This is a genomic window from Streptomyces sp. cmx-4-9, from assembly GCF_046548835.1.
Classification (GTDB): domain Bacteria; phylum Actinomycetota; class Actinomycetes; order Streptomycetales; family Streptomycetaceae; genus Streptomyces.
In genome coordinates, this window is sequence record NZ_JAEBEE010000007.1 from 478031 (window position 1) to 491272 (window position 13242).

At 72.7% G+C, this 13242-nt stretch carries 14 protein-coding genes; 7 read left to right on the forward strand and 7 right to left on the reverse strand.

Features of this window, described 5'->3' with window-relative positions; translation table 11 throughout:
- Positions 1 to 136 precede the first annotated feature (136 nt).
- Positions 137 to 634: a transcription elongation factor GreA gene (gene greA, locus ACLJTM_RS23800; RefSeq protein WP_411105714.1), complete on the forward strand. Its 498-nt coding sequence runs from the start codon at positions 137 to 139 to the stop codon at positions 632 to 634.
- A 99-nt stretch (positions 635 to 733) separates the two neighbouring features.
- Here greA and ACLJTM_RS23805 read toward each other — a convergent pair whose 3' ends face one another.
- The 3 genes from ACLJTM_RS23805 to ilvA all read right to left on the reverse strand — a co-directional run bounded on the left by ACLJTM_RS23805 (position 734) and on the right by ilvA (position 4036).
- Positions 734 to 1591 (reverse strand): ABC transporter permease, encoded by an 858-nt coding sequence (locus ACLJTM_RS23805; protein ID WP_411105715.1) that lies wholly within the window; start codon positions 1589 to 1591, stop codon positions 734 to 736.
- Positions 1588 to 2625: an ATP-binding cassette domain-containing protein gene (locus ACLJTM_RS23810; RefSeq protein ID WP_411105716.1), complete on the reverse strand. Its 1038-nt coding sequence runs from the start codon at positions 2623 to 2625 to the stop codon at positions 1588 to 1590. The genes ACLJTM_RS23805 and ACLJTM_RS23810 overlap by 4 nt, the downstream gene beginning before the upstream one ends.
- 178 nt (positions 2626 to 2803) lie before the next feature.
- A complete protein-coding gene (gene ilvA / locus ACLJTM_RS23815; protein ID WP_411105717.1) occupies positions 2804 to 4036 on the reverse strand; it encodes a threonine ammonia-lyase in 1233 nt (410 codons plus the stop codon).
- Between the two features lie 348 nt (positions 4037 to 4384).
- Here ilvA and ACLJTM_RS23820 point away from each other — a divergent pair, with 348 nt between their 5' ends.
- From ACLJTM_RS23820 to ACLJTM_RS23830, 3 genes are all read left to right on the forward strand, one after another.
- Positions 4385 to 4906, forward strand: coding sequence for a MarR family winged helix-turn-helix transcriptional regulator (locus tag ACLJTM_RS23820; protein WP_411105718.1), 522 nt, complete (start codon positions 4385 to 4387; stop codon positions 4904 to 4906).
- A 68-nt stretch (positions 4907 to 4974) separates the two neighbouring features.
- Positions 4975 to 5565 carry a sigma factor-like helix-turn-helix DNA-binding protein gene (locus ACLJTM_RS23825; RefSeq protein ID WP_411105719.1) on the forward strand — a complete coding sequence of 197 codons (591 nt, stop codon included), beginning with the start codon at positions 4975 to 4977 and terminating at the stop codon, positions 5563 to 5565.
- Entirely contained in the window at positions 5562 to 5813 is a 252-nt protein-coding gene (locus ACLJTM_RS23830; protein ID WP_411105720.1) for a hypothetical protein, read from the forward strand. The genes ACLJTM_RS23825 and ACLJTM_RS23830 overlap by 4 nt, the downstream gene beginning before the upstream one ends.
- A 54-nt stretch (positions 5814 to 5867) precedes the next feature.
- On the opposite strand, the gene ACLJTM_RS23835 is transcribed toward ACLJTM_RS23830, so the two are convergent.
- A complete protein-coding gene (locus ACLJTM_RS23835) occupies positions 5868 to 7025 on the reverse strand; it encodes a cystathionine gamma-synthase (protein WP_411105721.1) in 1158 nt (385 codons plus the stop codon).
- 94 nt (positions 7026 to 7119) lie between these two features.
- Between ACLJTM_RS23835 and ACLJTM_RS23840 the strand changes: the two genes are divergently transcribed.
- Both ACLJTM_RS23840 and msrA read left to right on the forward strand, forming a co-directional pair.
- Positions 7120 to 8226 (forward strand): hypothetical protein, encoded by a 1107-nt coding sequence (locus ACLJTM_RS23840; RefSeq protein WP_411105722.1) that lies wholly within the window; start codon positions 7120 to 7122, stop codon positions 8224 to 8226.
- Positions 8227 to 8406: 180 nt separating this feature from the next.
- Positions 8407 to 9069 carry a peptide-methionine (S)-S-oxide reductase MsrA gene (gene msrA, locus ACLJTM_RS23845; protein ID WP_411105723.1) on the forward strand — a complete coding sequence of 221 codons (663 nt, stop codon included), beginning with the start codon at positions 8407 to 8409 and terminating at the stop codon, positions 9067 to 9069.
- 104 nt (positions 9070 to 9173) lie between these two features.
- Here the strand turns inward: msrA and ACLJTM_RS23850 are convergent, their stop codons facing one another.
- On the reverse strand, positions 9174 to 10220 hold the full coding sequence (locus ACLJTM_RS23850) for an NAD(P)-dependent alcohol dehydrogenase (protein ID WP_411105724.1): 1047 nt from the start codon (positions 10218 to 10220) through the stop codon (positions 9174 to 9176).
- 194 nt (positions 10221 to 10414) lie between these two features.
- On the opposite strand from ACLJTM_RS23850, the gene ACLJTM_RS23855 reads away from it, so the two are divergent.
- Positions 10415 to 11356 (forward strand): helix-turn-helix transcriptional regulator, encoded by a 942-nt coding sequence (locus ACLJTM_RS23855; RefSeq protein WP_411105725.1) that lies wholly within the window; start codon positions 10415 to 10417, stop codon positions 11354 to 11356.
- Between the two features lie 93 nt (positions 11357 to 11449).
- On the opposite strand, the gene ACLJTM_RS23860 is transcribed toward ACLJTM_RS23855, so the two are convergent.
- Together ACLJTM_RS23860 and ACLJTM_RS23865 are read right to left on the reverse strand one after the other, a co-directional pair.
- The gene (locus tag ACLJTM_RS23860) at positions 11450 to 12709 is read right to left on the reverse strand and encodes a L,D-transpeptidase (RefSeq protein WP_411105726.1); all 1260 of its coding nucleotides are present in this window, start codon (positions 12707 to 12709) and stop codon (positions 11450 to 11452) included.
- 146 nt (positions 12710 to 12855) lie between these two features.
- The gene (locus tag ACLJTM_RS23865) at positions 12856 to 13149 is read right to left on the reverse strand and encodes a hypothetical protein (protein WP_411105727.1); all 294 of its coding nucleotides are present in this window, start codon (positions 13147 to 13149) and stop codon (positions 12856 to 12858) included.
- Between the last annotated feature and the right edge of the window lie 93 nt (positions 13150 to 13242).

The following is a 13242-nucleotide window of genomic DNA, read 5'->3' on the forward strand; positions in this document are numbered from 1 at the left end:
CGGTGCGTGTCCGGGCGTGCCCGTACGTGTTCGCGGGTGTCGCGGGTCCTCCCCCTTTTCTTCCCGAATTGTTAGGCTCGTGGTTTCGTCCGCCGCTGGCGGCTACGTAGTCCCCCTGTACCGACGAGGAGCACCCGTGACCCAGACGAGCGAAAGCGTCACCTGGCTGACCCAGGCGGCGTACGACCAGCTGAAGGCGGAGCTGGACTACCTCTCTGGTCCTGCCCGCACGGAGATCGCCACGAAGATCGCAGCCGCCCGCGAGGAGGGCGACCTGCGCGAGAACGGCGGTTACCACGCGGCCAAGGAGGAGCAGGGCAAGCAGGAGCTCCGCGTCCGCCAGCTCACCCAGTTGCTGGAGAACGCCAAGGTCGGCACCGCGCCGGCCGCCGAGGGCGTGGTCGCCCCCGGCACCCTGGTCAAGATCGCCTTCGATGGCGACGAGGACGACACCATGGAGTTCCTGCTGGCCTCCCGCGAGTACGCGTCCTCGGACTTCGAGACGTACTCCCCGCAGTCCCCGCTGGGCAGCGGTGTGATGGGCAAGGGCATCGGCGAGGACGCCGAGTACGAGCTGCCCAACGGCAAGAAGGCCTCGGTGAAGATCCTGGACGTCAAGCCCTTCACGGGCTGAGCGCCCCACCCGTCACCCGTACGCACGGTGCCCGGCCGGATGATTCCGGCCGGGCACCGTGCGTGACGAGTGTGGCGAGGAGTGGCGGGTGCGCGGGGGTCAGGCGGTCGCCGACCGGTACTTGCGGACCGCGAGGGTCCGGAAGACCACGATGATCAGGACGGACCACAGCACCGAGGCGAGCACCGGGTTCTGCATCGGCCAGGCCGCGGGGGCCTCGTAGCCCGGCGGAAGGTTGCCGAAGAGCTCGCGGGACGCCTGGACGGTGGCACTGAAGGGGTTCCACTCGGCGATGTGCCGCAGGAACGTCGGCATGTTGTCGGAGGGGACGAAGGCGTTCGAGATGAACGTCAGCGGGAAGAGCCAGATCAGTCCCCCCGAGGTGGCCGCCTCCGGGGTGCGCACCGACAGGCCGATCAGGGCGCCGATCCAGGAGAAGGCGTAGCCGAGCAGGAGCAGCAGGCCGAAGCCGGCGAGGACCTCGCCGAAGCTGGTGTGGGTGCGCCAGCCGACGAGCACGGCCACGACGGCCAGGACCACCAGGGTGAGCGTGGTCTGGACGAGGTCGGCGAGGGTGCGGCCGGTGAGGACCGCGCCGCGGGCCATGGGCAGGGAGCGGAAGCGGTCGATCAGGCCCTTGTGCATGTCGTCGGCGATGCCCGCGCCCGCGCCGGCCGTGGCGAAGGTGACGGTCTGGGCGAAGATGCCGGCCATCAGGAACTCGCGGTAGGCAGCCGGGGACGTGTTGCCCCCGACGCTGATCGAGCCGCCGAAGACGTAGCTGAAGAGCACGACGAACATCACCGGCTGGATCACACCGAAGATGATCATCTCGGGGATGCGGGACATCCGGATGAGGTTGCGCTTGGCGATGACCAGGGAGTCGTTGACTCCCTGGACGATCCCGCCGCGGGGGCGGGGCGCCGCGAGTTCCGGGGTCGCGGAGGTGGTGGTCACTTGGCCGTCTCCTTGCGCGCCTTGGGGCCCTTGCCCCGGTTCTTGGCCGTGCCGTCGCCGTCCTCGGGGGCTTCGCCGTTCTCCTGTGCGCCGAGTTCGGCCGCGTGGCCGGTCAGCGAGATGAAAACGTCGTCGAGGGTGGGGCGGCGCAGGCCGATGTCGTCGATCTCGATGCCGCGGCCGTCGAGTTCGCGGATGACCTCGGCGAGGAGCTTGGCGCCGCCGGACACCGGCACGGTGAGTTTGCGGGTGTGGTCCTCGACGGTGGTCTCGCCCTTGCCGAAGCCGGCGAGGACCTCGCGGGCGGAGGCGATGCGGTCGCGGTCGTGGACGACGACCTCGACGCGCTCGCCGCCGGTGCGGGCCTTGAGCTGGTCGGAGGTGCCGCGGGCGATGACCTTGCCCTGGTCGACCACGCAGATGTCGTGCGCGAGGTGGTCGGCCTCCTCCAGGTACTGCGTGGTGAGCAGCAGGGTGGTGCCGCCGGCGACCAGTTCCTGGATGATCCCCCACAACTGCTGGCGGTTGCGCGGGTCGAGGCCGGTGGTCGGCTCGTCCATGAACATCACGGGCGGGCTGACGACGAGGGCCGCGGCCAGGTCGAGGCGGCGGCGCATGCCGCCGGAGTAGGTCTTGGCGGGGCGGTCGGCGGCTGCGGCGAGGGTGAAGCGTTCGAGCAGCTCGTCGGCCCGGGCCTTCGCCGCCTTGGCCTTCATCTGGTAGAGCTGGCCCACCATCTGGAGGTTCTCACGGCCCGTCAGGTACTCGTCGACGGCGGCGAACTGGCCGGACAGCCCGATCGCCCGGCGGACTTCGTTGGGGTGCTTGAGGACGTCGATGCCCGCGACGACGGCCTTGCCGCTGTCGGGCCGCAGGAGGGTGGTCAGGACGCGCACGGTCGTGGTCTTGCCCGCGCCGTTGGGGCCGAGGAGGCCCAGGACGGTGCCTTCGGGGACATCGAGGTCCACGCCGTCCAGAGCCCGTACGTCGCCGAAGGTCTTGACCAGGCCTTCGGCGTAGATGGCGCCTGGCATAGGGGTACTCCCAGTGTGAATCGGGCCGGTGGGACCGGCGCTTTTCCAGACAAAGCCTAGGGTCGCCGGGCACGCTTCGCCCGGCCGAACGGGGAATTCGGTCCCCCGCGGCCCGGCGGCACACTATCGCGTCATATCGCGTATCGCCACGGGGTGCGGCCCCGGTGACCGGAGGGGTCTAGCCCGTGACCTTGTACCCCGCACCGTGCAACCGGCGCGCGACCTCCGCGCAGTGCTCCGGGCCCTTCGTCTCCAGGTGCAGTTCCACCTCCACCTCGGTCAGCCCGAGCCGCGGGTCGGTCCGGACATGGCTCACGTCCAGTACGTTCGCATCCACCTCTGACAACACGGCCAGCAGCCCGGCCAGCGCCCCCGGCCGGTCCGTCACGCGCAGCCGCAGCGACAGGTACCGGCCCGCGGCGGCCATGCCGTGCCGCAGGATCCGCTGGAGCAGCAGCGGGTCCACGTTGCCCCCGGACAGGACGGCCACCACCGGCCCCCCGCCGTACCGTTCGGGCTCGCTCAGCAGCGCGGCCACCGGGCTGCACCCGGCCGGCTCGACCACCAGCTTGGCCCGTTCCAGGCACAGCAGGAGGGCGCTGGAAAGCGCGTCCTCGGAGACCGTACGCACGTCGTCGAGCAGCTCGCCAATGATTTTGAAGGGGACGTCGCCGGGGCGGCCGACCTTGATCCCGTCGGCCATCGTGTTCGGGTCCTCGACCGACACCGGGTGGCCGACCTTCAGCGAGGGCGGGTAGGCGGCGGCGCCGGCCGCCTGGACCCCGATGATCCGCACGTCGGGGCGGAGCGCCTTCACGGCGACCGCGATGCCGGCCGCGAGGCCGCCGCCGCCGATGCCGACGAGGATGGTGCGCACCTCGGGGCACTGTTCGAGGATCTCCAGGCCCACCGTGCCCTGGCCGGCGATGATGTCGTGGTGGTCGAAGGGGTGGATGAACACCGCCCCGGTGCTGTCCGCGTACTCCTGGGCGGCCATCAGGGCCTCGTCGACGACCTGGCCGTGCAGCCGTACCTCGGCGCCGTACTCCTGGGTGGCGGCCACCTTCGGCAGCGGCGCCCCGACCGGCATGAACACCGTCGAGCGCACCCCGAGGAGCGAGGAGGCCAGGGCCACGCCCTGGGCGTGGTTGCCGGCGCTGGCGGCCACGACTCCGGCGGCGCGCTGCTCGGGGCGCAGGCCCGCGATGCGGACGTAGGCGCCGCGGAGTTTGAAGGAGCCGGTGCGCTGAAGGTTCTCGCACTTGAAGTGGACCGGCGAACCGGTCAGCGCGGAGAGGTGCCGGCTGCCTTCCATGGCGGTGACCCGGGAGACGCCGGACAGCATCTTCTGGGCCCCCCGGACGTCGTCGAGGATGACCTGCGGGACGGGCTGGGGCACGCGGTAGTTCATGCCGCCAGTCTCGCAGCCGGCCGGGCGCGCGGCTCAGGACGCGGTACGCCGGGCGCAGGACGGCCCGGCCACGGGCCGCGGGCCCCGGGCCGGCCCCCGGCGGCCGGCGCAGGGGCGGGCCCGGGGGCGGGCCCGGGGCTGTCCCGGCGGCGGTCCGGGGGGCGGTCCCGGCGGCGGCGGTGGCCGGCGCCGGGACCGGCCACCGAACGAATCGCGCCATCGGGGACGGCCGGAGGGGCGCCGTGCTGCCCGGTCGTATCAGTTCTCAAACGCGGGGTACGAGCCACGGCACGGCCGCGTACGCTGTCCCCCATCCTTGTCGGCCCCACGCGAAGAGAGCCCACGGCCATGCCTTCCCTCCCGGCCAGTTCCGACCTGCCCCCGGTGGCCGCGACCCCCGTCGGCGCCGGCCTCCTCGACGCGCTCCAGCACCAGGTCGCGGTCTTCGCCCGCCGCGCCGAGCAGACCCGTCTGGGCGGCGTCGGCCAGGCCCGCAACTCGATGGACCGTGCGGCGTACCTGCTGCTCAACCGGCTCGACCTGGAAGGCCCGATGGGCGTCAAGGCGCTCGCCGGCGGCATGGGCATCGACTCCTCCACCGTGACCCGGCAGGTCGCGCCGCTGGTCGACAGCGGTCTGGTGAAGCGGACTTCGCACCCGGAGGACGGGCGGGCGGTGGTCCTCGCCCTGTCCCCGCGCGGGCTGACGCGGCTGGAGGAGGTCCGCTCCTCGCGGCGCGAGCTGATGGCCCGGGTGACGGAGGGCTGGAGCGAGGAGGAGCGCAAGGCCTTCACCGAGCTGCTGACCCGCTTCAACCTGTCGCTGTCGGAGCTGATGGCGGCCGTGGCCGAGGCCGGCCCGGGTTCCTGACCGCCGGGGCGGCCGGCTGAGGCGGCTGCGTCCGACCCCTTGACCGGGATGGTCCCGCAGACCGCACTATGTGGCCTGTGGACCACCGATCGGGGCGCTACGAGGAGTTCGAGGCCTTCGTCGCGGGAGCGGCGGGGCGACTCCTGCGCGTCGCGGTCCTGCTGACCGCCGAGGCGCAGGACGCGGCCCCTGGCGCACACCGGCTCCTGTCGGGCGCCCTGGCGCGTACGTACGCGGACTGGCGGCGGCTGCGCGGCGACGACCCCTACGACCACACGCGCCAGGAGCTGTGCGCCGCCTTCGCCCGGACCGGCCGGCGCCACCACGGGGGCGTCGGCGTCCTGGCGCGGCTGGGTCCTACGGAGCGGCTCGTCCTGGTGCTGCGGATCCACGAAGGGGTCCCGGAGGAGGTTGCCGCGGCGCAGCTGGGGCTGCCGCCCGAGCGGGTGCGCGTGCTGTGCGGGCGGGCGGTGACCGCCCTGCGCTCCGCTGCGGACCCGGGCGCCGGCCCGGCCCCCCGAGCGGGCTGGGGCTCCGGCTCGGGCTCCGGCTCGGGCTCCGGCTCCGGCTCGGGCTCGGGTCCCGGCTCCGGCTCCGCCGGCGCCGTTTCGGGCGCGGTCGGGCCGGCCGGTGCGGCCGGGGCGGCCGGTGTCGCATGAGCCCGCCGAACCCGAGGGAAGTCCAGGTCATGCGGCTGCTGGAAGCCCCGCACCCGGTGGTGCCGGCCGGTCTGGCGGCCGGGGCGGCCGCCCGGGGCGACCGGCTGCGGCGCCGTCGGCGGGCGCTGCGGCGGCTGGGGTGGACGCTGCTGGTCGCGGCAGCGGCGGCCTTCGTGGTGTGGGCGTCCCTGACGCGGCCCTGGGTCACGCCGTCGACCGGGATCTCACCGCCGCTGGAGGGCTGGTAGGCCCCCGCCCCCTCCCCGGCGGGCGGCCGGGGCGGGGGCGGCGCGGCGGGCGGGTCAGCCCAGGGCCTGGGTGAGGTCCGCGATCAGGTCGTCGGCGTTCTCGATGCCCACGGACAGCCGGACCAGGTCCGCCGGTACCTCCAGGGCCGAGCCGGCCACCGAGGCGTGGGTCATCCGGCCCGGGTGCTCGATGAGGGACTCGACGCCGCCCAGGGACTCGCCCAGGGTGAACAGCTTGGCGCGGTTGCAGACCTCGACCGCCGCCTCCTCGCCGCCTTCGACGCGGAAGGAGATCATCCCGCCGAAGTTGCGCATCTGCTTCGCGGCGACCTCGTGGCCCGGGTGCTCCGGCAGCCCCGGGTAGAGGACCTGGGTGACCTTGGGGTGGCGGGTCAGCATCTCGGCGACCTTCGTCGCGTTCTCCGCGTGCCGGTCCATGCGCACGGCGAGGGTCTTGATGCCGCGCAGCACGATCCAGGAGTCGAAGGGGCCGGCCACGGCGCCCATCGCGTTCTGGTGGTAGGCCAGTTCCTCGCCCAGCGCCGCGTCGGCGGTGACCAGGGCGCCGCCGACGACGTCGGAGTGGCCGCCCATGTACTTGGTCAGCGAGTGCACGACCACGTCCGCGCCGAGCGCGAGCGGCTGCTGGAGGTAGGGGGAGGCGAAGGTGTTGTCGACGACCAGCCGGGCGCCTGCGGTGCGCGCGATGTCGGCGACGACGGCGATGTCGGTGATGCCGAGCAGCGGGTTGGACGGGGTCTCGACCCAGATGACCTTGGTCTTGGGGGTGAGGGCCGCGCGGACCGATGCCGGGTCGGAGGTGTCGGCGACCGACCATTCGACGCCCCAGCGGGAGACGACCTTCGCGAAGAGGCGGAAGGTGCCGCCGTAGGCGTCGTTCGGGATGACGACGTGGTCGCCCGGGGCGAGCAGCGTGCGCAGCAGGCAGTCCTCGGCGGCCAGCCCCGACGCGAAGGCGAGACCGCGCCGGCCGCCCTCCAGCGCCGCGAGGTTCTCCTCCAGGGCGGTGCGGGTCGGGTTGGCGCTGCGGCTGTACTCGTAGCCGCCGCGCAGTCCTCCGACGCCGTCCTGCTTGTACGTGGAGACCTGGTAGATCGGCGGTACGACCGCGCCGGTCAGGGGGTCGGCCGTGTTGCCCGCGTGGATCGCGCGGGTCTCGAAGCTCTGGTGCTCGTGGCTGTCGTCGCTCATGACCCTGAGCCTAAGCCCCGGCCGGAGCGGGTGCCGCACGCGGCGCCCACCCCCTGTTGGCCTCCGGGGCCCCGCGTCTGGTTCGCTTGGCGGCATGGAGATTCTGTTGTTCCTGCTCGCGATCGGCCTGCTCGTGGCCGTCGTCGCTCCCTACGTGCGGCGCAGCCGCGGCGGCATCCGCCAGGTCGCGCCCGGCAGCCCCGACGCCGCCGACCCCGAGAACTACGGCTTCGTCCGGCAGGAGCAGCTCGACATCCGGGTGCCCGGGCCCGACCAGGACCTGATGGACGCCCTGGGCAACGTGCAGCGCAGCGGCAGCTGGCAGGCGGCGTCGCAGCTGCTGGCCGGGACCCCGAAGGAGGGCGAGCAGCGCTGGCAGCGCGTCCAGGCCTTCGGCGGGGCGGCGGCGCTGGAACTGGTGCAGCAGCCCGGGGTGGGTGCGCCGTGGCTGAAGGCCTGGCGGCTGGAGGCGGAGAAGGACGCGGGCGGGGCGCAGGTGCATGCCGAGCTGCTGGTGCAGCAGGCGTGGCGGCATTCGGGCGGGGTGGGCTCCGAGGACCACCGGATCATCCTGGAGGAGGCGCGGGACGCGTGTCGCAGGGCGGCGCTGCTGGCGCCGGGCGACCCGGTCCCCTTCATCGCGGAGCTGGCGATCGCGCGCGGACTGGGCTACTCCGAGGCGGAGTTCGACGCGCTGTGGGCGAAGGTGATCGACGTGGCGCCGCAGCACATGGGCGCGCACCTGGCCGCGCTGCACTACTGGGGCGAGAAGTGGCACGGTTCGCGGGAGAAGGCGGAGGCGTTCTCGCACGCGGCCGCGGCCCGGGCCCCGCAGGGCTCGCTGCTGGCGGCGCTGCCGCTGTTCGGGCTGTACGAGAACACCCCCGACCTGGTGCTGTCGGGGGGCTTCTACCGCAGCGCGTCCGTGACGCGGGCGGTGGAGGGCGCGCTGTACGCCGTGCACACGGCGCGGCAGGACGACCCGATGCTGGCGCACGTGCGGCACATGCTGCTGATGTTCCTGGTGCAGATGGAGCGCTGGGCGGAGGCGATGGAGCAGGTGCGGCACGTGGACGGGTACGTGGGTGCGCTGCCGTGGTCGGCGTCGGACGATCCGGCGTCGCAGTACGCGGTGTTCCGGGCCCTGGCGGTGGCGGGGTACGAGGCGAACGGCGGGTCCCCGGCGACGCTGCCGCACTGAGGCCGGCGCACCGAGTGACCGCGCACCGAGTGACCGCGCGCGGACTGACCGCGCCCGGGTGGCCGCGCCAGGAGTGACGCGGCAGGAGTGACCGCGGCAGGACGCGGCGGGGGGGCGGGGCGGGCCGGGGAATCCTGGCCCGCCCCCGTCCGTTGACACTGCCACAAGGAGGGAATCCCCATGTTCTCGTACCGCCGCACGCCCGAGCTCCCCACCCGCGAGGAGGCCCTCACGGGCCGCCCGGAGCCCCTTTTCACCGTTCCCGACCGCCACACAGTCCTCGGCAACCCGCTCAGCGGCCCGTACCCCGAGGGCCTGGAGGTCGCGGACTTCGCCCTGGGCTGCTTCTGGGGCGCGGAGCGCATCTTCTGGCAGACCCCGGGGGTGTGGACCACCCTGGTCGGCTACCAGGGCGGCTTCACCGAGAACCCGACCTACGAAGAGGTCTGCTCGGGCCGGACCGGCCACACCGAGGTCGTCCGCGTGGTCTTCGACCCGCGGGTGGTGTCGTACGAGGCCCTGCTGAAGCGGTTCTGGGAGTCCCACGACCCCACTCAGGGCTTCCGCCAGGGCAATGACGTCGGCACCCAGTACCGCTCGGCGCTCTACACCCACTCGGCGGCGCACCAGGCGGCGGCCGAGGCCTCCCGCGCGGCCTACCAGCAGGTTCTGACGGCCGCGGGCCACGGCGAGATCACCACGGCGGTCCTGCCCGCCGCGGAGCGCCCGTTCTGGCCCGCGGAGGCCGGCCACCAGCAGTACCTCGACAAGAACCCGGGCGGCTACTGCGGCATCGGCGGCACGGGCGTCTCCTGCCCGATCGGCGTGGCGGCGGCCGAGTAGGGCCTGCGCCGCGCCCGTGCGAGCGGGCCCCGGGCACCGGCCGGCCGCGCCGGCCCCGGGGCCCGACTCGGTACGCCGGGCGGCGGGCCTCGCCGCCCCGTCGGTCAGATCGTGGCCGTGTCGATCACGAAGCGGTAGCGGACGTCGCTGGACACGACGCGTTCGTAGGCCTCGTTGATGCGGTCGGCGCTGATCACCTCGATCTCGGCGCCCAGTCCGTGTGCGGCGCAGAAGTCGAGCATCTCCTGGGTCTCGGGGATGCCGCCGATCATCGAGCCGGCGAGGGTCTTGCGGCCGCCGATCACCGAGAAGAGGTTCAGTTCGACGGGCTCTTCCGGGGCGCCCACGTTGACCAGCGCGCCGTCGACCTTCAGGAGGCCGAGGTAGGCGTCCAGGGCCAGCGGCGCGGACACGGTGGACACGATCAGGTCGAAGCGGCCGGCCAGCTCCTCGAAGGTGGCCTTGTCGCTGGTGGCGTAGTAGTCGGTGGCGCCCAGCCGCAGGCCGTCGTCCTTCTTGCGCAGGCTCTGGGACAGCACGGTGACCTCGGCGCCGAGCGCGTGGGCGATCTTCACGCCCATGTGGCCGAGACCGCCGAGCCCGACGATCGCGACCTTCTTGCCGGGGCCGGCGCCCCAGTGCTTGAGCGGTGAGTACAGGGTGATGCCGGCGCACAGCAGCGGGGCGGCGACGTCCAGGGACAGGCCCTCGGGGATGCGCAGGGTGTAGTTCTCGTCGACGACCACGTGGGTGGAGTACCCGCCGTAGGTGGGCTCGCCGTTCTTGTCGAGCGCGTTGTACGTGCCGGTCATGCCCTGCACGCAGTATTGCTCCTGGCCGCGCAGGCAGTATTCGCACGCGCGGCAGGAGTCGACGAAGCAGCCGACGCCCACCCGGTCCCCGACGGCGAACCTGGTGACGCCCGCGCCGACCTCGGCGACGACGCCGGCGATCTCGTGGCCGGGGACCATCGGGAAGATGCCCTCGCCCCAGCCGTCCTGGGCCTGGTGGATGTCGGAGTGGCAGATGCCTGCGTACTTGATGTCGATCAGCACGTCGTGCTCGCCGACCGGGCGGCGCGGAACGGTGGTGCGCTCCAGCGGGGCCTTGGCGGCGGGGGCGGCGTAGGCGGCGACCTGGGTGACGGACATGGGGGTGCTCCTCGGCGCTTGCTCGGGTGTGAGGGGTGCGGTGCGGCGGCGTCGACGCCGCGGCCTCGGTATCCAGCCTGCCCGCTGTCGGCGGGCCCACCCAGCCCCCTGCCCTGCCTAGGTCTGCCGGACCTACCCTTGGCGGGGTCAGGCTGGGCCCGCCGTGCCCCGGACGCCGCGGGGATACTTGCGGTATGGACCAGCTTGATCAGCGAGCCGAACTGGGCGAGTTCCTGCGCTCCCGCCGGGCCCGGCTGCGGCCCGAGGACGTGGGCCTGCCGGACTACGGGCGCCACCGGCGGGTGCCCGGGCTGCGCCGTGAGGAGCTGGCGCAGCTGGCCGGGGTGTCCGTGGCGTACTACACGCGCCTGGAGCAGGGGAACGGGCAGAACGTGTCGGCCCAGGTCCTCGATGCGATCGCGCGGGCGCTGCGCCTGGACGGCACGGAGACCGCGCACCTGACCCACCTGGCCCGGCCGGCGCCCCGGCGGCGGCGCCAGCCGCCCCGGCCCCAGCAGGTCCGCCCCGGGCTGCGCACGCTGCTGGAGGCGATGGAGGGCGTACCGGCCTACCTGGTGGGGCGGCGCCAAGACGTCATCGGCTGGAACCGGGCGGCGGCGGAGGTCTTCGGGGACTTCGGGGCGCTGCCTGCAGCGGAGCGGAACCTGGTGCGGATGGTGTTCCTGGATCCGGCGACGGCCGAGCTGTACGCGGACTGGGAGTGCCGGGCCTGCGAGGTGGTCAGCAACCTGCGGATGTACGCGGGCCGGCACCCGGAAGACGAGCAGCTGTCCGCGCTGGTCGGTGAGCTGTCGGTGAAGAACGAGGAGTTCCGGCGGCTGTGGGCGGCGCACACGGTGGCCGACAAGACGCACGGGGTGAAGCGGCTGCGGCACCCGTTGGTGGGCGAGCTGAGCCTGTCGTTCCAGACCCTGCGGCTGCCGGACGATCCGGAGCAGGCTCTGGTGGTGTACCACGCGGCGCCCGGCTCGCCCTCCGAGGACGCCCTGCGGATGCTGTCGTCCTGGGCCTCTCCGGCCGCCGCCTGCTCCCCTGCCGGGCGGGCTGCGGCGCCCGCGGACGGGCCGGCCGGGCCGGGGGCCGGGGCGGGGGCCGGGGCGCCGCCCGGGGCCTGAGGCGCCGGTTTCCCTGCGCGACGAGACACAGAGCGGCGGTCGGCCGGGACCCTTCCGGGTCCCGGCCGACCGCCGTGTGCAGGTGGCGCTCCGTCAGGAGGCCGATCCGGCCTTCCACTCGGCCCAGGTCATGTTCCAGCCGTTGAGGCCGTTGTCGGGCTTGATGGTCTTGTCCGGGGAGTTGACCACGGTGACCACGTCGCCGATGAGGGAGTTGTCGAAGAACCAGGCGCCGGGCTGGTTCGGGTCGTTGGCGCCCTTGGCGTCGTTCAGGCCGACACAGCCGTGGCTGGTGTTGGCGCTGCCGAAGATGGAGTCGGCTCCCCAGTAGTTGCCGTGGATGAAGGTGCCCGAGGTGGACAGCCGCATGGCGTGCGGGACGTCCTTGATGTCGTACTCGCCCTTGCCCTCGCCGTCCTTGAAGCCGACGGTGGCGCCGTCCATGCGGGTCTCCTTGAACTTCTCGGAGATCACCATCTGGCCGTTGTAGGTGGGGTTCGACGGGGAGCCCGCCGAGATCGGGATGGTCTTGAGGACCGCGCCGTCCCGGGTGACCGTCATCTGCTTCGTCTTCACGTCGACCGTGGAGACCTGGCTGCGGCCGGTCTTGAAGGTGACGGTCTTGTTCTGGACGCCCTGGACGCCGGGGGCGCCCTGGACGCCGTCGAGCGCCAGCTTCAGGGTGACGGTGGAGTTCGCCTGCCAGTACTGCTCCGGGCGGAAGTCGAGCCGCTGCGGGCTGAACCAGTGGCCGACGACTTCCTGGCCGCTGCTGGAGGAGACCGTGATGGCCGACTGGACGGCCTTCTGGTCCTTGATCGGCTTGTTGAAGGTGATCGAGACCGGCATGCCCACGCCGACGGTCTGGCCGTCGTCGGGGATGAAGGAGCCGACGAAGCTGTTCTCCGGGGAGAGGGTGGTGAAGGAGGCGTTCTCGTGCGCTTCCCTGCCCTCGGCGTCCTTGGCGGTCGCCGCCAGCGCGTACTTCACGGAGCGCTTCAGGGCGGCCGCGGGCTTCCAGCTCTTGCCGTCGGCGGCGATCTTGCCCGCCACGGCCGTGCCCTCGCTGGTCTTCAGCTCCACGTTCGTGAGCGTGCCGTCGCTGACCGTGACGCTCGCCGAGTCGTTCAGGCCGACGTTGGTGGCGCCGTCCTTGGGGGTGATGGTTATTCGCGCCTTGGAGGTGTCCTTCGCCGCCGCCGCGTCCACCTCCGCCTGGGACTTGCTGGCTTCTCCGCTGCCCTTCGGGGCGCTGTCGCCGCCGTCGTTGCAGGCCGAGAGCATCAGTACGCCGCCGAGCACGGCGGACACGGCCACGAGGGACCTCCTCCGCCGCTTGCTGTCCGTCCTCACACGTCACTCCATCGTTGCCGGAAACCCCGGGGCTGCCGTCCCGGGACTGGCCGGGCAGGGGGTATCACCCCCCTGCCACGCCCCTGACAACGCGTTGACGTCGCGGGTCGGTTCCACATTCCGTTCGGATGTGGGCGACCACACGGTCAGGCGTTGTCGTTCTCTTCGTCGTACACCCCATCTTCCTCGTCCAGGTCCCACTCCAGGGACTCGGGGTCGTATTCGACGGGCTCGCTGCTCCAGGATGCCTGGGCCAGCTCCACACCGGGGATGTCCACGACCAGGTCGGTGGGGTCCACCAGGTAGGCCAGGGCCTCCGATTCGTCTTCCCGGACGGCGGACTCGGCGTGGCCGCGCTCCTCGTCCGGCATGAACTCGTCGGCCTTGATGTGGTCGAGTGCGGCTCCGGTGAGTGCCTGCGGATCCGGCACCTCCAGCACCAAATCCACCCGAAGCCGTACGTATCGTGATGTCTCAGCAGGGTTCATACGACGGAGCGTAAGCCCGCGGAAGCCCCGACTTTCCCACGACCC